At 74.8% G+C, this 17,541-nt stretch carries 15 protein-coding genes and 1 pseudogene; 9 read left to right on the top strand and 7 right to left on the bottom strand.

Annotated elements, in window-relative coordinates:
• From ABT106_RS25420 to ABT106_RS25410, 3 genes and pseudogenes are all read right to left on the bottom strand, one after another.
• Nucleotides 1-458: pseudogene (locus ABT106_RS25420) on the bottom strand (TOMM precursor leader peptide-binding protein); the annotation flags it as partial.
• Nucleotides 448-2,730: a TOMM precursor leader peptide-binding protein gene (locus ABT106_RS25415; protein WP_351281519.1), complete on the bottom strand. Its 2,283-nt coding sequence runs from the start codon at nucleotides 2,728-2,730 to the stop codon at nucleotides 448-450. The pseudogene ABT106_RS25420 and the gene ABT106_RS25415, both read right to left, overlap by 11 nt.
• 148 nt (nucleotides 2,731-2,878) lie before the next feature.
• Entirely contained in the window at nucleotides 2,879-3,424 is a 546-nt protein-coding gene (locus ABT106_RS25410; protein WP_351281516.1) for a hypothetical protein, read from the bottom strand.
• Nucleotides 3,425-3,794: 370 nt separating this feature from the next.
• Between ABT106_RS25410 and ABT106_RS25405 the strand changes: the two genes are divergently transcribed.
• The 6 genes from ABT106_RS25405 (at nucleotide 3,795) to ABT106_RS25380 (ending at nucleotide 8,591) form a co-directional block, all read left to right on the top strand.
• Entirely contained in the window at nucleotides 3,795-4,196 is a 402-nt protein-coding gene (locus ABT106_RS25405; RefSeq protein ID WP_267725660.1) for a roadblock/LC7 domain-containing protein, read from the top strand.
• The gene (locus ABT106_RS25400) at nucleotides 4,193-4,552 is read left to right on the top strand and encodes a DUF742 domain-containing protein (protein WP_267725664.1); all 360 of its coding nucleotides are present in this window, start codon (nucleotides 4,193-4,195) and stop codon (nucleotides 4,550-4,552) included. Before ABT106_RS25405 ends, ABT106_RS25400 begins: the two co-directional genes overlap by 4 nt.
• Nucleotides 4,533-5,159 (top strand): GTP-binding protein, encoded by a 627-nt coding sequence (locus ABT106_RS25395; RefSeq protein WP_351281513.1) that lies wholly within the window; start codon nucleotides 4,533-4,535, stop codon nucleotides 5,157-5,159. The genes ABT106_RS25400 and ABT106_RS25395 overlap by 20 nt, the downstream gene beginning before the upstream one ends.
• On the top strand, nucleotides 5,156-6,394 hold the full coding sequence (locus ABT106_RS25390; protein WP_351281511.1) for a cytochrome P450: 1,239 nt from the start codon (nucleotides 5,156-5,158) through the stop codon (nucleotides 6,392-6,394). Before ABT106_RS25395 ends, ABT106_RS25390 begins: the two co-directional genes overlap by 4 nt.
• The gene (locus tag ABT106_RS25385; RefSeq protein WP_351281508.1) at nucleotides 6,391-7,638 is read left to right on the top strand and encodes a cytochrome P450 family protein; all 1,248 of its coding nucleotides are present in this window, start codon (nucleotides 6,391-6,393) and stop codon (nucleotides 7,636-7,638) included. The genes ABT106_RS25390 and ABT106_RS25385 overlap by 4 nt, the downstream gene beginning before the upstream one ends.
• 221 nt (nucleotides 7,639-7,859) lie before the next feature.
• A complete protein-coding gene (locus tag ABT106_RS25380) occupies nucleotides 7,860-8,591 on the top strand; it encodes a DUF7873 family protein (RefSeq protein WP_351281506.1) in 732 nt (243 codons plus the stop codon).
• Between the two features lie 415 nt (nucleotides 8,592-9,006).
• On the opposite strand, the gene ABT106_RS25375 is transcribed toward ABT106_RS25380, so the two are convergent.
• The 3 genes from ABT106_RS25375 to ABT106_RS25365 all read right to left on the bottom strand — a co-directional run bounded on the left by ABT106_RS25375 (nucleotide 9,007) and on the right by ABT106_RS25365 (nucleotide 11,430).
• On the bottom strand, nucleotides 9,007-9,735 hold the full coding sequence (locus ABT106_RS25375; RefSeq protein WP_351281504.1) for an anti-sigma factor: 729 nt from the start codon (nucleotides 9,733-9,735) through the stop codon (nucleotides 9,007-9,009).
• Nucleotides 9,732-10,343 (bottom strand): sigma-70 family RNA polymerase sigma factor, encoded by a 612-nt coding sequence (locus ABT106_RS25370; protein WP_351281501.1) that lies wholly within the window; start codon nucleotides 10,341-10,343, stop codon nucleotides 9,732-9,734. The genes ABT106_RS25375 and ABT106_RS25370 overlap by 4 nt, the downstream gene beginning before the upstream one ends.
• Before the next feature lie 82 nt (nucleotides 10,344-10,425).
• A complete protein-coding gene (locus ABT106_RS25365; RefSeq protein WP_351281499.1) occupies nucleotides 10,426-11,430 on the bottom strand; it encodes a DUF1996 domain-containing protein in 1,005 nt (334 codons plus the stop codon).
• Between the two features lie 149 nt (nucleotides 11,431-11,579).
• Between ABT106_RS25365 and ABT106_RS25360 the strand changes: the two genes are divergently transcribed.
• A complete protein-coding gene (locus ABT106_RS25360; protein WP_351281497.1) occupies nucleotides 11,580-12,884 on the top strand; it encodes an NsdA family TPR-like regulatory protein in 1,305 nt (434 codons plus the stop codon).
• Nucleotides 12,885-12,899: 15 nt separating this feature from the next.
• On the opposite strand, the gene ABT106_RS25355 is transcribed toward ABT106_RS25360, so the two are convergent.
• Nucleotides 12,900-13,436, bottom strand: a complete 537-nt coding sequence (locus ABT106_RS25355; RefSeq protein WP_351281494.1) for a nucleotidyltransferase domain-containing protein — start codon at nucleotides 13,434-13,436, stop codon at nucleotides 12,900-12,902.
• Between the two features lie 206 nt (nucleotides 13,437-13,642).
• Here ABT106_RS25355 and ABT106_RS25350 point away from each other — a divergent pair, with 206 nt between their 5' ends.
• Nucleotides 13,643-14,452 (top strand): DUF1838 family protein, encoded by an 810-nt coding sequence (locus tag ABT106_RS25350; RefSeq protein WP_351281491.1) that lies wholly within the window; start codon nucleotides 13,643-13,645, stop codon nucleotides 14,450-14,452.
• A gap of 703 nt (nucleotides 14,453-15,155) precedes the next feature.
• On the top strand, nucleotides 15,156-17,541 hold a 2,386-nt coding region (locus ABT106_RS25345; protein WP_351281489.1), incomplete at its 3' end, for an AAA family ATPase.

Below are 17,541 nucleotides of genomic sequence, written 5' to 3'. Positions count from 1 at the left end.
GGCCACGCACCGGCGGCGCGGGTCCCGCCGCCCAGCTCCAGGGCGTCGCGCAGCGCGACGGACCGGACGGCCTGCCAGCGCCGCTCCAGGCAGCGGGCGCACCCGCCGACCGGGCCGACGACGGCCTGGTGCCCGTACAGGTGAACGACCACGGCGCCGGGGGCCTTCGGCCCGGTCGGGCCGTCGTCGGCGAAGGCATCGCGCAGCCCCAGCGCGGACAGGGCCACCCGGGGGCCGCCCAGCCGGTGCAGCGCCCGGTCGAGTTCGGCGCCGAAGCGGGCCGCGGCCTGCGCCCCGAGCGCGGCCGCGACCTCCGCCCCGGCCGTGACCAGCCGCAGCCGGGGGATCCCCGGGGCGTCCGCTGTCCCGGCGGAACGGGCAGCCCCGGCGGAACGGGCGGCCCCAGCCGAACCGGCGGCCCCGCCCGCCCCGGCCGGCTCGCGAACGTCAGCGTGCATCGGCCGGCTCCCGCTCCGCCGTGAGCAGCACCCGCGCGGTGTGGAGGCCCGCCGAGGCCAGGTCCGGCGCGCCGGTGGGGACGGCGTACGCGTCGCGGCCCGCCGCGCGCAGCCGCTCCAGCACCTGCGGCCAGGCGGTGACCGCAGGGGCGGCGGAGGCGGCAGGACCGGCGGACGCCCCCGCGGGGGCCGCGGTGAGGGAGCGGGCGTCCAGATCGCGCAGCAGCGGCGCGCCGGTGTCGGCCGCGGCCACCCCGGCGGCGTCGTCGTTCTCGTACTGCGCCGCGCCCAGCAGGTCGCGCAGCGCGGCCACGGCGGCCGCCCGCCGGTCGAGATCGCTGCCGACCGCCCAGCGGCCGCCGGCCCGTGCGAGAAGGACGCAGACTCCCGACCGCGCTGCCTCCCCGAGGTCCAGCAGCTGTACGGCGAGCCCCAGGCGCTCGGCGGACCGTACGAGGAAGGTCAGCTCGGCCCCGGTGTCCGCCTCCCCGTCGGGGCCCGACGGGTCGGGCAGCGGTACCGGGGCGGCCGGAGCGCCGCGCACCGCCCGCAGCAGCGCGTCGTACGCGAGCGCCGAGAGCAGCCCGGCCGCGGCGGCGTCCGCCGGGGACGCTCCGGCGCCCGCACCGGCCCGGGTGCGCTCGAAGAGCCGGTCGGCGTTGTGCGGCCCGAACGGGCGCACGGCTCCGGCCGGGACCGCTACGGCCTCCCCGGTGACCAGCGAGACGGCCCGCTCGTACGCGTCGGCCTCGCCCGGCAGCCCCGAGGCGATGGCCAGCGCCGACGCGCGGACCGCGTCGCCCGCCTTCGCGGCGGTCGGGCGCGCCGGTACGACGTGTTCGGCGTACTCGATCGCGGCGGCGTCCAGCGCCCGCATCCGGGCCCCCGCCACGTGGTGGACGTCGAAGGCGGCGACCGCGCGCCGCTCCGCGTGCCCGAGGCCCAGCTCGACCACGCTCAGCTTGAGCGGGATCTGCGTCAGTGGTTCGTCCGCGTACCGGGTGAACACCCCCGTGTAAGGGCGGACCAGGGCGGAGCGCCGGTTCAGCTCCTCGACGAGCGCGTCGGCGTCGCGGGCGGTCTCCAGCGTCGGCAGGGCGGGTGCGCCGGAGCGGCCGGCGGTGCTGAGGTCGACGGGCGGTACGGCCGGCCCCGCCGGCCCGTCTGCGGTGTGCCGGGCGCAGAACGGGCAGCGCGGGTGCGGCAGGAGCGGTTCGCCGGTGACGTCCAGCGAGGCCGTGTCCTGGATGAGGAGCCGGTCCCGGGTCTCGGGCGGCAGGGCGCCCGACGCGGCCCGGAAGACCTCGTAGCCCAGGAGGTTGCCGATCATCGCGGACAGCGGACGGCCCCTTGCGGCTCCGGTGCCGGAGCCGGTGCCGGAGCCGGGACCGCCGCCCGGCAGGGCCAGCGCGCTCCACAGGTCGGCGGCGACGCCCGGGTCGCGGCCGGCGGCCGACCCCAGGCGCAGGGCCGCGCAGGCCCAGCAGCCCGGGGCGGCATGGGTCATCAGCGGGCCGACGACGGCGTCCGAGCCGTAGGTCCAGGCGGGCAGCAGGGTGCGGCCACGCGGCACCCCGGCCCGCAGCAGCGGCAGCAGCCGGGCCGGGGCGGCCGGGCCGCCGGTGACCACGACCACGTCGTAGCCTTCCAACTCGGCCCAGCCGAGCGGCGGTTGCGCGGGCTCGCGCCCGGGCAGGGTGTGCAGGTCGACGGGACAGCCGTCGGCGGCGGCCTCGGCCGCGTCGGCTTCCGCGGCGGCGGTGTCCAGGCCGGGGCTCACGCCGACGGCCGCGCAGCCGTTGCGTATGAGGGACGCGGCGCACCAGCGGGCCACCTCGTCCTCGCCGAGCACGGCGACCCGGGTGGCGCGGAACCGCAGGAAGCGGGCCTCGGCGTCGTCGGAGTAGTGGTCCACGTACGCGATCTGCGGGGCGAACCGCCGGGCGACGTCGGCGGCCGGGCCGTCGTGCGCGGCCGCGTCCCGCGGGGCTTCGGCCGGCCGGGCGAAGTCCCGTTCGTACAAGGTCCTGACGAGCTCACCGACCATGGCCCGCTGTGCCTCGCCGAGGCCCCGGCACAGGTCGGCGACGGTGTGTTCGCCGGTCAGGTGGGGAACGATCAGCGTCGCGAACCGGTACGCGGACTTCGCCGTCAGGCGGAAACCGCCGTCGGCGTTGTGGAACAGGACGCCGTCCGGCGTCCGGGTGAAGAGCACGTCCCGGCGGATCCTGGGACGGGTCGAGGAAACGGCCTGGTAGCCGGCGTGGGCCATGGGACACCCCTGGGTGCGGTCTGTGCGGACGGGGGAGGGCGGTGCGGTGACGGGCCGATGGGAGGACCGGGGGAGAGCGCGGAGCGCAGGAGGGAGCCACCGCCGGTGGCCGGAGCCCTCGTTGGCGGGCGGTGGGACGGCGCGGGGCTCAGCGGGGCGGCGCGGCCACAGCGGCCGCGCCGTCGGACCGCCCGTGCCAACGCGCGTAGACACGGAGGAAGTCGTGCAGCCGGTACGGGCGGCCGGGTGGGCCGTCCTCCAGCAGCCCGGCCTCCACCAGCTGTTCGAGTACGGACTCGCCGGCGGCGGCGGACAGATCGGCGCCCTCGTCGAGCCCGCCGAGCCGCAGGAAGGCGGCGCGGGTGTCGGGCGCCAGCGTGTCCAGCGCCCGGCCGAACACCTCGGGCACCGACAGCCGGGCGTCCTCCGCGAGGGCCAGCCGGGCCGGCGGGTCCTCGGCGAGCCAGTTCGCGCAGTCGGCCACGGCCAGTCCGGGCCGGGTCAGCAGCCGGCCCGCCGCGATCCGCAGCGCCAGCGGGAAGTGCCCGCAGACGGTGGTGAGCCGTCGCGCCGCCCCCCGCTCCGCCGCGAGCCGCTCGGCGCCGACGAGCCCGCTGAGCAGGGCGTACGCCTCTTCGGCCCGCAGCGGGCCAAGGGGAGGCCGCGGCCCAGATCCTCCCGGCGGCCGGCGCACCCGCCGGAGCCCCCGGCGAGGCCCCGCACGCCGGCGAGACCGGCCTTCCCCAGCGCAGGCGCGGCCGCACCCTGGCCGCCGCCCACCCCGAGGGCCCCGACGCCGCCGGCGCTGCGGCCCGTACGGGCGGTACGGCATCCGGTACGCCCACCGGAGCCTCCCGGTCGGCCGCCCGCTTCGGCAGCTTCCGACAGGCGGTACGCGCGACCTCCGCGACTCCCGACGCGGCCGCGCCGCCCGAGCAGCCCCCGGCCCCCGAGCAGCCGACGGACGCGGCACCGTCCACGGCCGCCGAACGGCCCACGGCCCCCGCTCAGCCGACGGCCCCCGCGCCGTCCTCGAACCCCACGCACCCGGAAGGCAACACGGAATGACCGGCTCCACCACCGACGAGACGCTCAGCTGGCTCCTGGAAGGGCTCCTTGAGCGCACCCCCGGCGCCCGGCACGGCCTGGTGCTCTCCCGCGACGGCCTCAAGCTGTGCCGCACCCCGGAGCTCTCCGTCGACCAGGCCGACCAGCTCGCGGCGATAGCCGCCGGCATCCAGAGCCTCTCGCACGGCGCGTCCATCGAGTTCGGCGACGGGACCGGCGGAGTCCGCTCCGCCATGGCCGAGTTCTACGGCGGCATCCTCTTCATCGTGGAGGCCGGTGAGGGCGCGCACCTCGCACTGGTCGCCGACGAGGACGCCGACGCGGGCCTCGTCGGCCACAACATGTCCGAACTGGTCGAGCAGCTCGGCGAGCATCTCATCGCCCGGCCCCGGGGATGAGCGGGAGCACGAGCAGGCCGGGCCGGGACGACTCCCCGGACCGGCTCTACACCCTCACCGGCGGTCGCAGCCGCGCCGGCTCCGACGCCTTCGACCTGGTCACCCTCGTCGTCGCCGAATGCGACCCGACCCCCGGGATGCAGTCCGAGCACGCCGCGATCCTGCGCATGAGCCAGTTCCCGACGGCCCTGGTGGAGATCGCGGCCGAACTGGGGCTGCCGGTGTCGATCGTGCGCATCCTCCTCGCCGACCTGCTCGGCACCGGCAAGATCAGCGCCCGGCACCCGCGTTCGGCGTACCGCCTTCCCGACCTCGACATCCTGGAGCAGGTGCTCGTTGGACTCCGCAATCTCTGATCAGCGCGAAACCCGCCAGACCCTGCAGAGCACCGCCGACAACGGTCTGAAGATCGTCATCGTCGGCGGCTTCGGCGTCGGCAAGACCACCATGGTCCGCTCGGTCAGCGAGATCCGCCCGCTGAACACCGAAGAGACCATGACCAAGGCCGGAGAGGCCGTCGACGACACCGACGGGATCGCCGCGAAGACCGCCACCACCGTGGCGTTCGACTTCGGCCGCATCACCCTCGACGCGCACAATGTGCTCTACCTGTTCGGCGCGCCCGGCCAGGAGCGGTTCTGGTTCCTGTGGGACCGGCTCTTCTCCGGCACCCTGGGCGCCGTCGTCCTCGTCGACACGCGCCGCCTCGCCGACTCCTGGTACGCCATCGACCGGCTCGAGCACCACGGCACCCCCTTCGTCGTCGCCTGCAACGACTTCGGCGGACCCGCCCACACCGCGGACGAGATCCGGGCCGCCCTCGACCTGCCCGACGCGGTCCCGCTGGTCTTCTGCGACGCCCGCTCCCGCGAGTCCGGCAAGCACGTCCTGATCTCCCTCGTCCAGCACCTCCAGACGGCCGTTCTGACCAACCAGCCGAAGACCCCGGAGCCCACCCCGTGACCTGCCCCGCCGCTCACGACCCGCAGGCCGTCCCGCTCGGCGGCCCCCGGTTCCAGACCGACCCCATCGAGCTCTACCGCGAGATGCGCCGCGACCACGGCGCCGTCGCCCCGGTCGTCCTCGACGGCGACATACCGGCCTGGCTCGTCCTCGGCTACCGGGAACTGCACCAGGTCACCAGCGACCCGGTCCTCTTCTCCCGCGACTCCGACCTCTGGAACCAGTGGGACCGCATCCCCGCCGACTGGCCGCTGCTCCCGATGATCGGCCGCAAACAGCCGTCCATCCTCTACACCGTCGGCGAACGCCACCGCGAGCGGGCCGCCGTCATCTCCGACGCCCTCGAATCCGTGGACCCCTTCGAACTCAAGGGACACGCCGAGCGGTTCGCCGACGAGCTGATCGACACGCTGTGCGGCAAGGGCGCCTGCGACATCGTCGGCGAGTACGCGATGCTCCTGCCGCTGCGGGTCCTCGCCCGGATCTACGGCTTCTCCGACGAGGAGGGCCCCGGCCTCGTCACCGCCATGAACGACATGATCAACGGGCGGGAGGGGGCCCTGGACGGACAGCGCCACCTCGGCGGATCCATGTACGCGCTGCTCGCCGCCAAGCAGGCGGTGCCCGGCCACGACGTCGCTTCCCGGATGCTCGCCAACACGGCGGGCTTCACCGTGGACGAGATCGCCCAGGACCTGATGGTGATGATGGCCGCGGGCCACCAGCCCACCGCCGACTGGATCGGCAACTCGCTGCGCCTGATGCTCACCGACAACCGCTTCGCGGCCTCCCTCGCGGGCGGTCGGCACAGCGTCGGCGAGGCCATGAACGAGGTGCTGTGGGAGGACACGCCCACCCAGAACGTGGCCGGCCGCTGGACCTCCCGCGACACCAACCTCGGCGGCCGGCGCATCGCCCGCGGCGACCTCGTCCTGCTGGGACTGGCCGCGGCCAACGCCGACCCCCACGTACGCACCGACGCGGGCGCCCTCACCGGCGGCAACAACGCCTTCTTCTCCTTCGGGCACGGCGATCACCGCTGCCCCTTCCCCGCCCAGGAGGTCGCCGAGGCCATCGCCCGCACCGGCATCGAGGTCCTCCTCGACCGGCTGCCCGACGTGGACCTCGCCGTGCCGGCCTCCGAGCTGTCCCGCCGCCCCTCGCCCTGGCTGCGCGGACTGACCGAACTGCCCGTCACCTACACCCCGACCCCCGCCCTTGGAGCCACCCGATGACGTGCCCGATCGACCACTCCGGCCCCGCCGCCATCACCCTCGACCCCTTCGTCGCCGACCTCGACGCGGAGAGTGCCGCGCTGCGCGCCGCCGGCCCGCTCGTACCGGTCGTCCTGCCGGGCGGTGTCGGCGTGTACGCCGTGACCCGGCACGCCGAGGCGAGGAGACTCCTGACCGACCCCAGAGTGGTCAAGGACATCAACGCGTGGGGTGCCTGGCAGCGCGGCGAGATACCCCTCGACTGGCCCCTGATCGGCCTCGCCAACCCCGGCCGCTCCATGCTCACCGTGGACGGCGACGAACACCGCCGCCTGCGCACCCTGGTCGCGCAGGCCCTCACCGTCCGCCGGGTGGAGAAGCTGCGGGCGGGCATCGAGGCGCTGACGACGGACATGCTCGACCGGCTCGAAGCACTGCCGGCCGGGGAGACGGTCGACCTCAAGCTGCACTTCGCGTATCCGTTGCCGATGAACGTCATCAGCGCGCTCATGGGCGTCGACGCGGTGGAACACCCTCGGCTGAAGGCGCTGTTCGAGAAGTTCTTCTCCACGCAGACCCTCCCCGAGGAGGTACCGCAGATGATGGCGGACCTCGGCGCGCTGTTCTCCCGGATCGTGGAGTCCAAGCGGGAGAACCCGGGCGACGACCTCACGAGCGCGCTGATCGCCGCCTCCGAGGACGGCGACCACCTCAGCACGGAGGAGATCACCAACACCCTCCAGCTGATGGTCGCGGCCGGCCACGAGACCACGATCAGCCTGATCGTCAACGCCGTCGTCGCCCTCCAGAGCCACCCCGAGCAGCGCGCGCTGGTCCTCAAGGGCGAGGTCCCGTGGGAGAACGTGATCGAGGAGACCCTGCGCTGGTCCACCCCGACCTCGCACGTGCTGATCCGGTTCGCCGCCGAGGACGTCGAGGTCGCGGACCGGATCCTGCCGAAGGGCGAGGGGCTCATCGTCTCCTTCGGTGCCATCGGGCGCGACGAGGAGCAGCACGGCGAGAACGCGGGGGAGTTCGACGTCACCCGCACCCCCAACCGCCACATCTCCTTCGGCCACGGCCCCCACGTCTGCCCCGGCGCGGCCCTCTCCCGGCTGGAGGCCCTCGTCGCCCTTCCGGCCCTGTACGCCCGCTTCCCCGACCTGACCCTCGCCGTCGCCCCCGGGGAACTGCGCAACAAGCCGATCCTCACCCAGAACGACCTCTTCGACCTGCCGGTGCACCTCACGGCGCCCGCGGTCTGACGGGCGATGGGCGCCGGCTGACGACAGGTCAGGCACGCGCGCCCGCACGGCCCCGGTCCGCCCCGGTCCGGTGTCATGACACGACACCGGACCGCTGCCGCGGCCGCGATACCCGCCGTCCTGCGCCCCCTCCCGCCCGCCGTCCCGGCTGCCACGGTCCTGAACGCCCGTCGCGCGAAAAGCAGATGAGGACCGCCGGAGGGGGCTGCTAGGTTGATCACGTGCCGAAGCTGAATCAGATAATCGCAGTGGAAAAGGGCGTCAAGTCCAAGTCCCTCCAGGAGCTGACCCAGGCTCACCACGACGTCCAGAAGCCCGCCCTGCTGGCCGGCATCTCACGTACGTACCAGCCCAAGGACGAGGAGGGCGAGCAGCTGCCGCCCGAGTCCACCCGGGTCCAGGTCAAGGCCGAGGACGCGCTGCGGGCGACGGCGGGGACCCTGACGCGCCTGTTCGACGTCACGGCCACCAAGGACTGGGCGAACCGCACCGCGTCCGCGGACGTCGTCGTCGACGGGAACGTCCTGCTCCCGCAGGTGCCGGTGCCCTACCTGCTCTTCCTGGAGAAGCAGCTGACCGACCTGCACACCTTCGTGCGGAAGCTGCCGGTGCTCGACGCGTCCGAGTCCTGGAACCTGGACCCGTCCACCGACTCCTGGAAGACGGAGCCGGTACGCACCATCCGCACCAAGAAGGTGCCGCGCAACCACGTCAAGGCCGAGGCCACCGACAAGCACCCGGCGCAGGTCGAGGTCTACTACGAGGACGTCCCGGTCGGCTACTGGACGACCGTGAAGTTCTCCGGTGCCCTCCCGGCCCGCCGGGTCAACGAGTTGCTCGACCGCGTGGAGAAGCTCCAGCAGGCCGTGAAGTTCGCCCGCGAGGAGGCCAACGGCGCCGAGGTCACCGACCAGCGGGTCGGGGACGCGGTGTTCGGCTACCTGTTCGGGTAGCCCCAAGATCGCCCTCCGCGAGCGCGGGGGGTGCGCGAGAGCGCAAGCTGAAACTGATGTTGAAGCTGAAAAGGGACGACAGTTGGGGGTTCGAATCCCTCTCCCGGCACTGCGCGCCGGGGTGGCCCAAGCCTGGCAGAGGCGGTCCCGTAAATCTCAGATTCTCGCTCCAGTCTCAGTATTCGCCGCCGAACACCGGATCGACCGGGCGCGGACGGTCATCGACGGATAGGGGTTCAAGTCCCCTCTGCGCCTCTCCTCGTGGCGCGGTAGTTCAAAGGCAGAACACGTCGGTCTAAGAATGATCCGCGGCCCTTAAACGCAGCCGGTGTGCGAATTGGGTGGCAAGCAGGAGCCCGGGAGCTGGACATGCTCCCGGGCTCTGTCACGTCCCCGGCCCGGCGGCCGGGGCGCGTCACACCGGTACGGACACGAAGGTCCGGCCCGACTCGTTCTCGACCTGGACGGACTTGACGTCCGCCGGGTCCACGGCCGCCGAACCGTCCAGCGCCGCGCCCTTGCCCTCGCCCTTCTCCTGGCCTCCCACGACCCAGCTGCCCGCGGTCGTGCGCTTGCCGTCCTTGGAGACCACGATCAGCCGGCACCGCTCGCCGGGCGGCACCCCGGTGACCGCGGCGCGCACGCGCACCCACTTCACCGCGGGCGTCATCTGTACGGTCATCCGCACCCCCGTGGCCGGGTCGGTCGCGGAGCCCAGCCTGGTCCCGGCCACCGGCGTCGAAGGCGCCGTCGACACCGTGGGGGACGGCTGCGGGGGCAGCGCGACCGGTCCGGAGTCACCGGCGGAGCCGAGCTGGGCGCCCGCCCAGAACACCGCGGCCAGCGAAGCCGCCGCGGCCAGGCCCGCCAGGCCCACGCGCCGGCGCCGGTCGGCCGCCTGTTCCCCGCGCATCTGCCGCAGGGTGCGCTGGAGCATCAGGTCACCGCCGTGCGGCGGCCCGTCCAGGAACGCCTCCTCGGGCACCTCGCCCAGTGCCGCCTCCATTTCGCGCAACGCGGTCACCTCTTCGCGGCAGTGCACGCAGCCGCTGATGTGTTCTTCGACCCGGCGGTTCTCCTCGGGGTCCAGGACGCCGAGCACGTACGGGCCGAGCAGTTCCTCCTCGTGCCGCTGCCGGTTCATGCCACCACCTCACGCAGTCCGGCGGGCTGCTGGGGCGGCCTGCCCGATCGATTTCCTTCTCTGGAGCCGTGCTCTCTGGCGCCGTTGTCCCGGAAGACCTCGCGCAGGGCCTTGAGCGCGTAGTGCGAACGCGACTTGACGGTGCCCGCCGGTATGCCGAGGCTGTCCGCGGCCTCGGCGACACTGAGCTGGCGGTAGTACAACTCCGTGAGCACGTCCCGGTGTTCCGGGGAGAGCTGGTCCAGGGCGCCCAGCACCGTCATGGTGTCCACCACGGCGTCCGCGTGGTCCATCTCCACCGGAGGAGCGGCGGCGGCTCCGGAGACCTCGGGCGGCCTCGCGGCCTTGGCGCGGTACCGGTCGGTGATGATGTTGCGGGCCACCGTCAGCAGCCAGCCCCGTACCGAACCCTTCCCGTTCACCAGGACCTCGGAGTGCCGCCAGGCCCGGATGAGCGTCTCCTGGACGATGTCCTCGGCGGCGGCCCGGTCACCCGTCAGCCGGGTGGCGTACGCGAGCAGGGCGTGGCCGTGCTCCTCGTACACCGACTTGATCAATGCCTCGTCGGTCGAGCCCCGCCGAGTGCGGGGCCACAGTGGTCCGGCCATCTCACCCTCTCCGTCTTCCTCGCTGGGTGGTGCGGTCGGAACACGCTGCCCGGCCGCCCCCGGTTCAGGTGATCTGCGTCACTCAGGTGCGGCACGCGCGGCCCGAGTTGAGGCAGCCGACGACCGCGGCCATCTGCGCCTCGGTCATCGCGTTCACGAACATCGCGTGGTCCGTCCTGGGACTGTGCCGCTGCTCGGGGAAGGAGTCGAGCGCGAGCGGCACGCCCGGGGCGACCTCGTACGCCAGGGAGACGCGCAGCTCGGGCACCGGGAAGGTGCCCTGCGGGCAGACCCCGCCCCCCGAGGGGAACAGCAGGTGCGAGCGGTGCCCGGCGCTCGCGGTCTCCAGGCCGTTCCAGCAGCTGGGGAAGACCAGGGTGCGCGTGACGCGCTCGCCCGCCGGACAGCGCGGATAACCGGTGGTGGCGCGGTCGGGAGAGCCGGAACACCCCCAGCGGGCCCGGACGTCGGCGTCGGTCGCCGCCGTGAACGCCACGGCGTCACCCGTCATCCCGCGCAGGAAGCGGGGCATCGGCACGACCTTGCTCACCGGACTGCCGCGGAACTCCACCCGGACCGAGGACTCCGCCACGATCTCGCCCGTGTTGCCGTGTCCGGCCGAACCCTCGTGCGGGCGCGGGCCGGGCCGGTCCGGCCGGCGCAGCACGGGCCAGTAGTACGTGGAGCGGTCGCCGCCCCGACAGCTCGTGGCGGCCGCGTCCAGGGAGGCGTCGGTCGACAGCGCGTCGGTGGACAGGTTCCCCACGTACGCGTGCGTGTGGTGGGCGCCCGCCACCAGCCCCGGCGAGACGACGAGATTGTCCTCGTTGTAGTGGCCCTCCTCGTTGCGGCCGCACTCCACCACGACCGATCCTGCCGAGGCGTCCGGCCCCGACGGCGGCAGGACGCGGGGGGCGGACCCGGGCGGGACCCCGGCCATGTCCACGTAGTCGGAGACCGCGGGGCCGGCCGGCGCGGAGCCCGCGTGCGGTCCGCCCGCCCGCGAGGCCCCCACTACGGCAGCGGTGAGCCCCCCGCCCAGGACCAGGCAGACGACGAGAGTGAGCATCAGGCGCGCGTTCCCCATGGCGGTCACGGTCGCCGGTGGCGGCACCGCCGTCAACCTGGGATCCGCGTGACGGGCCCCGGCCCCGCAACTTTTCGTCCTGAACGGCGGTTCACACGCAAAAGCAGCCCTTCTCGAGCGCACCTCGTCGCAAGGAAGGAATCCCCGGCATGACCCCTTCCAATCCTCTCCTGCACCGTGTGATCCGCGAGACGGGATGGACCTACGAGGCCCTGGCCCGCCGGCTCAACACGAGTGCCCGGGCGTCCGGCCTCACCACCGCCTACGACCGCACCGCCGTCGCCCACTGGCTGCGCGGCAGCACCCCGCGGGACCCCGTTCCCGGCCTGCTGTGCGAGATCCTCGCCGGGCGCCTCGGCCGCCCGGTCGGCCCGGCGGACATCGGCATGGGGCACACCGCGCCGCCCGGACCCCCCACCACCGCGGCGGAGCTGCTGGCCGGAGTCCCGGGGCTGCGGCTCCGCCGCCACCACCGGCCGGAGCCGGGCGGTCAGGAGCCGGTCGGCCCGGGGCCCGGCGGCCAGGCGTCCGGCGACACCGGGCGCGCGGGGCAGGGCCACCAACGGGTGGCGGAGGACGACGGCCACCGGGTCCCGGAGCAGCGCGACCGGCACGCTCCCGCGGCGCACGTCGCGGCCCTCTCGCACACCGGACTGCGCCGGGCCGCCGAGGACTTCTTCACCGGACAGGTGGACGCCCTCGGCGGGGACGCCACCGCCCCCGTCCTCCTCGCGTACCTCCAGGGCACCTTCCACTCGGTGCTCACCACCGGGGGCGAGGACGCCCTCACCCCCATGGAGCTGGGCCACGCGGCGCGCACCGTGCTGCTCCTCGCCCGCAGTTACGCCGACCAGTGCTCCTTCGCCGCGTCCCGCCGGTCCCTCGGCCGCGCGGCCTCGCTCGCCGAGCTGGCGGGCGAACCCTCCACCCGGGCCATCGCGCTGCGCCTGCTCAGTCAGGACGCCCTCGACCAGGACCAGCCCGCGGTCGGCCTCTCCTACGTCCGGCAGGCCCTGGAGGTCTCGCCCCGCACCCCCGCCATGGTCCGGTCCTTCGTCGCGGCGCAGGCCGCCCACGTCCACGCGGCCCTGGGGCAGCGGGCCCCGGCGCTCACCTGGCTGGCGAGCGCGGACCGCCTGCATGGCGGCACCCGCGCGGGCACCGACCCCTTCCACACCTACCGGCCCGCCGCGCTCCACTTCAAGCGCGCCGTCGTCCTGGGCCTGCTCGGTGACCACGAGGCGGCCCACGCCGCCCTGGACGCCTCCCTCGCGGCCCGTCCGGCACAGCAGGAGCGGGCGATCATGCTGACCCACCTGGAGCGGGCCCGCCTCTACCGGCTCGCGGGCCGCGCGGCCGAGGCGGCCGCGGAACTGCGCCGGGCACAGGCCCTCAACCGGGGGATCCACTCGCCCAAGGCCGCCCGCGAGATCACGCGCCTGGGAGGCGCCTGAGCACCGGCGCCAGGATCACGCCCCGCCCACTGCCCGGAGGGCGGCCTCCAGACGAAGGATGTCCACGGCGTCCTTGCTCCGGCGCGGGCGGGCGGGGTCCCAGACCGGGGTCATCCGCTTGATCTCGATCTGGGCGCGCGCACTGACGACCCGACACCGCGTCGCGCCGATGCGCCCCGACCCGCCGTCGAGCATCCCCGCAGGCCACGGCGACCCCGCCCAGGGGCCGCCCGCGACCACCACGCGGCCGGCGGCGTCCCGGGCCAGGAGCGTGAAGCTGCTCTCCAGGCCGTCCTTGGCGAAGTCGAGCTGCAGCTCGGGGGGCGGCCCGGGCACCGGCCGGTAGCCGCGCCGCAGCAGTCCCTCCGCCAAGACCCCGGCGTCATCCGCCCAGGCGAACCAGTCGATGTCCCCGTGATCCCGGGTGACCCCTCCGAGGAAGAAGTCCACGGCCCAGCCCCCGCGCAGCCACAGGGGGACGGACAGTGCGCGGGCCGTGCCGACGGCTTCGGCGATGTGCCGGAGCTGGAGTTCTGCGCGTCGTTCGTCCACGGTCCGGCACGCTACGCGGCAACCGCGCGCCCGGCACCCCGATTACCGCCCCGCCGGGAGCGCCGGCACCGCGTGTCCGGCAGGAGCGCGCAGCGTGCCCGCCGGAAGCACACGCCGCACGCCCGTCCGGAACGCGCCCCGTGCGCCGCCCGGTTGTCCGTGCGGCCGCTTGCCGCTCCGGGGCGCGACCGCGCAGAGTACGGCGTATGACACCGTCCGAGCTTTTGCGTGCCTTCGTCCGTACCCGTGCCTCGCTCGACGGCGCCGAGGTGTTCTTCTGGTGGACCGGAGACGTCTACTCCTGGGCGCCGGGCGAGCCCTACCAGCGCCTGTTCGGCTTCGAGGGGATCAACGCCGCCCGCCTCACCGAGGACGCGGAGACCGGCGGGTACCGGCTGCTGACCCGGGAGGCCGCGTTCTATCTGGACCCCCTGTCCCGGGAGATCCTGGAGACCTGGGAGGACAAGCCGGTGATCCACGTCTGGAACGATCCGGCCCACCAGAAGCTGCGGCCGTTCCCGATCCCCATGACCAGGCTCGGCGACCAGGTCTGCTTCAGCCTGGAGATCCCCCTCGCCTACCCCTCGCCGCTCCCCGTCGCGGAGTTCCCCGCCAACTCGGCGGACGACACCTACCGCGCGCTGGAGCTGTTCCAGTTCTTCGCGCCCGCGAGCGTCCTCGACGCCGAGGCCGACGTGGAGGCCGACGCGGATGCGGAGGCCGGTGCTGTTGCCGCCGGTGCCGGTGCCGGTGCCGGTGCCGCGGCGGTGAGCGTTCCCGCGACCATGTCCTGGATGCGGATGTCCCCGTACCTCCCGTGGATGGAGCGGGGGCAGCGGCCGGGCGGCCTCGCCTTCCACTGCCGGGGCCGCAAGCTGGACTCGTACGCGGAGGTGCCCGAGCGGACCCGTGCGTACATCGCCGCCCACCACCCCGAGTACGCGCACGCGCCGGAGCAGTGGACCGAGCCGAACGAGTCCAGCTGGACGTACTTCCGCAGGCTCGCCACGCCCTGACGGAGTCCTCGCGGGGCGGCAGAGGGGTCGGGCAAGGGTTTTCCCGGTAGCGGGTTCATCTCCGCGTTGCCTACTGTCTGCCCACCGGCGACCTCCCCCGGGACCCGCGGCCCACACGCCAACCCCACATGGACGTGAAGCCGCACCGACCCGGGGGACCGCCGGTACCGCCCTCGTCCCGACCGCCGTGCGACGCCCACTGGGCGAACGGGACGACGACGCGGCACACGGCGGCGACCGGGGCGTGACTGACCACCCCTCCCCGGTCCCGCCGCTGCCGTGCACCTCCCACGCGCTGTCAACGACGACAACGCCGACACCGACGAGCACACCAAGCCCGACGAGAACACCAGCACCGACGAGAACACCGACAACGGCACGGCCGGCGCCCGGGACCCCACCCGGAGATCCGGTCGTCCCCGCCCCGCGACCGGCCACCCCACCGGTGCTGACGGGCCGATAGTACGGACCAAGTCACCCGCCGGACCTGCCAATACACCGCGTATCGGCAGGTCCGGCGGGCTTTCCCGCGGACTGACTGATTTCTGCGTCACAATCCGTGTCCACCCGGCATCCGACCTCGTATTGTCGCGTCTCACAGGAAAGGCACAGAAGCGGGTGACCGGAAGGCTGGTGGCTGTGCGTGGGGGCGGCGACGGGGCACGCTGACGCGAGTGTCGGACACGGTGAACTGATCAAGGCGGTGGACCGCGCGCTGACCACGCACGGCCGGGCCGTGCTCACCGGACCCGCCGGAGCGGGCAAGACGGAGGTGGTCCGCGCCGTCGCGGCCGCCGCGGAAAGCCGGCGCGTAACCGTGCTGCGCCTCGCTCCGGAAGCAGCCGACCAGTGGATACCCGAGGCGTCCGCCGCCGCGCTCCTGGCCTCCGTGCCCGGCGCCGGCCTGGAGGGGCTCTCGGGGCCCCAGCGCACCGCCATCGCCCTGCTGCGCCGCGAGGCGGACGCCCCCCGCACCGGCCGGGACCACGTCGCCCTGCGCCTGGCCGTCGTCGAAGTGCTGCGCAGGCTCGCCGCCCGCCACCCCGTCCTGCTCGTCCTCGACAACGCCCAGTGGCTCGACGCCGAAAGCACCGGCCTGCTTCGCTTCGCCCTGCGCCTGACCCCGCCCGGGGTCCGGGTCCTGGTGGCCGAATGCGTCCAGAGCGGGGGACCGGTCGGCGCACCCCTCTGCGGCCCCGGCACCCCCGCGATACGGGTGCCCCCGCTCGGCGCCGACGAGGTCGCGGAGCTCCTCGTACGCCACGGCCTGCCCGCCCGCCTCGCCGGCCGCATCCACCAGGCCAGCGGCGGCAACCCGCGTCTGGCCCTCGCCCTCGGCCACTCCCTCGCCGAAGCCGCCGAGGCCCGCGACGCGAGCGCCCACCACGCCGACCCCCTGCCCGTCTCCGGTCAGGCCCGCGAGGTGGCCCGCCGCCTCCTCGCCGAAGCCCCCGCCCAGGCCCGCCGCACCCTCCTCCTCGCCGCCCTCGCGGCCCGCCCCACCACCGCCCTGCTGCGCCGCGCCGGGCGCCCCGACGCCGAAGCCGAACTGGCCGAGGCGGAACGGGCCGCGCTCGTACGGGTGGGAGAGGACGGCACGGTGGAGTTCACCGCGGGCGCCCTGCCCACCGCTCTCGCCGCCGACGCCGGCTGGCCGGAACGGGCCGCCGGGCACGCCGCCCTGGCCGAAGCCGTCGACGACCCCGTCCAGGCCGTACGCCACCGCGCGCTGGCCGTGGACACCCCGGACCAGTGGCTCGCAGCCGAGGTCACCGAGGCCGCCGCGGCCTGCCGCCGCCGGGGGCAGCGGGCCCTCGCCGCCGAACTGGGGCTGCTGGCGGCGGAACGTACGCCGGCCCACCTGGCCGGCGAGGGGCTGGCCCGGCTCGTCGCGGCCGCCGAGGACGCGGGCTGGGCCGGCCGCGCCGACCTCGCCCGGCGTGCCACCCGCGCCGTCCTGGCCCGCGACGCCTCGCCCGCCGACCGGGTCCGCGCCCGCCTCGCAGTGATCGACGCCGCCGGACAGGACCTCGGCGCGCTGGAGGAGACCTTCGCCCACGCCATGGACGACGCCGCCGGCGACCCCGCCCTGCGGGCCGCCGTCCAGCTGCGGATCGCCTGGAAGCACAACCTCAGCGACGGGGACCCGGTCCGCTCCCGCGACGCCGCCGCAGCGGCCGGCGCGCTCGCCGCGCTCGGCGGCGACCAGGTCGCCGAGGCCATGGCCCTGACCGTACGGGCCCGCATGGGCCGCATCCTCGGGGACCCCGGCGCCGAGGCGATCCTCGCCGAAGCGCTCGCCCTCCCCGCCCCGGAGGTACCCCTGGGGATGCGCAACGCGCCCCAGTACCTCTCCGTCCGCCACGCCCTCTTCGACGACCGGCTCACCGATGCCCGCCGCCAGCTGATGGTCCTGCTGCCCGCCGTACGGCGTACCGGCTCGGCTGAGGACGTCTTCGAGGTGCTTCGCAGCCTCACCGAGGTCGAACTGCGCAGCGGCCGCTGCACGGCCGCCTCCGCCCGCGCCCGCCGTGCCCTGGAACTGACCATCGAGGCGGGCCTCTCACCCGGCCCCGCCTGGTACGTCGCCGCGATGGCGGAGGCGGCCGGCGGTGGCTTCGCCCGCGCCGCCGGGTACGCCCGCCGCGGCATCCAGGCTTCCCAGGAGGAGCACGACCAGGTCTTCCTGTCCCGCAACCTGCACGCGCTCGGCCTGGTCGAACTGGCCACCGGAGAGGCGGCGAAGGCGGTGGCCACCCTGCGCCGCGTCGCCGACCTGGAAGCCGCCCAGCAGGTGGTGGACCCCTCGATCCTGCGCTGGCACGGGGATCTCGCGGAAGCACTGGTCGCCGCCGACGCCCCGGACGAGGCGGCCCGCCTGACCGGCGGCGTACGCCCCGTCGCCGTCGGCCTCGGCCGGACCGGTGTCGTCGCCGCCCTGGACCGGGCCCGGGGGTTGTGCCTGTCCGCACAGGGCGACGCGGAGGCCGCCGTCCACCTCCTGGAGACCACCGCCCGGCGGTTCGCGACCCTGGACCTGCCGCTGGAGCGCGGCCGCACGCTGCTCGCGCTCGCCCGCGTGGAGCGCC

Source organism: Streptomyces sp. NPDC002044, assembly GCF_040296725.1.
GTDB lineage: Bacteria > Actinomycetota > Actinomycetes > Streptomycetales > Streptomycetaceae > Streptomyces > Streptomyces antarcticus.
This window is presented reverse-complemented; position numbering and strand designations above follow the sequence as displayed.

Bases quoted from the DNA above. Each gene is read 5' to 3' on its own strand.
- ABT106_RS25415 (WP_351281519.1), bottom strand. From the start codon at position 2,730: ATGGCCCACGCCGGCTACCAGGCCGTTTCCTCGACCCGTCCCAGGATC.
- ABT106_RS25370 (WP_351281501.1), bottom strand. From the start codon at position 10,343: ATGGCCGGACCACTGTGGCCCCGCACTCGGCGGGGCTCGACCGACGAG.
- ABT106_RS25365 (WP_351281499.1), bottom strand. From the start codon at position 11,430: ATGGGGAACGCGCGCCTGATGCTCACTCTCGTCGTCTGCCTGGTCCTG.
- ABT106_RS25400 (WP_267725664.1), top strand. From the start codon at position 4,193: ATGAGCGGGAGCACGAGCAGGCCGGGCCGGGACGACTCCCCGGACCGG.
- ABT106_RS25375 (WP_351281504.1), bottom strand. From the start codon at position 9,735: ATGAACCGGCAGCGGCACGAGGAGGAACTGCTCGGCCCGTACGTGCTC.
- ABT106_RS25385 (WP_351281508.1), top strand. From the start codon at position 6,391: ATGACGTGCCCGATCGACCACTCCGGCCCCGCCGCCATCACCCTCGAC.
- ABT106_RS25350 (WP_351281491.1), top strand. From the start codon at position 13,643: ATGACACCGTCCGAGCTTTTGCGTGCCTTCGTCCGTACCCGTGCCTCG.
- ABT106_RS25405 (WP_267725660.1), top strand. From the start codon at position 3,795: ATGACCGGCTCCACCACCGACGAGACGCTCAGCTGGCTCCTGGAAGGG.
- ABT106_RS25360 (WP_351281497.1), top strand. From the start codon at position 11,580: ATGACCCCTTCCAATCCTCTCCTGCACCGTGTGATCCGCGAGACGGGA.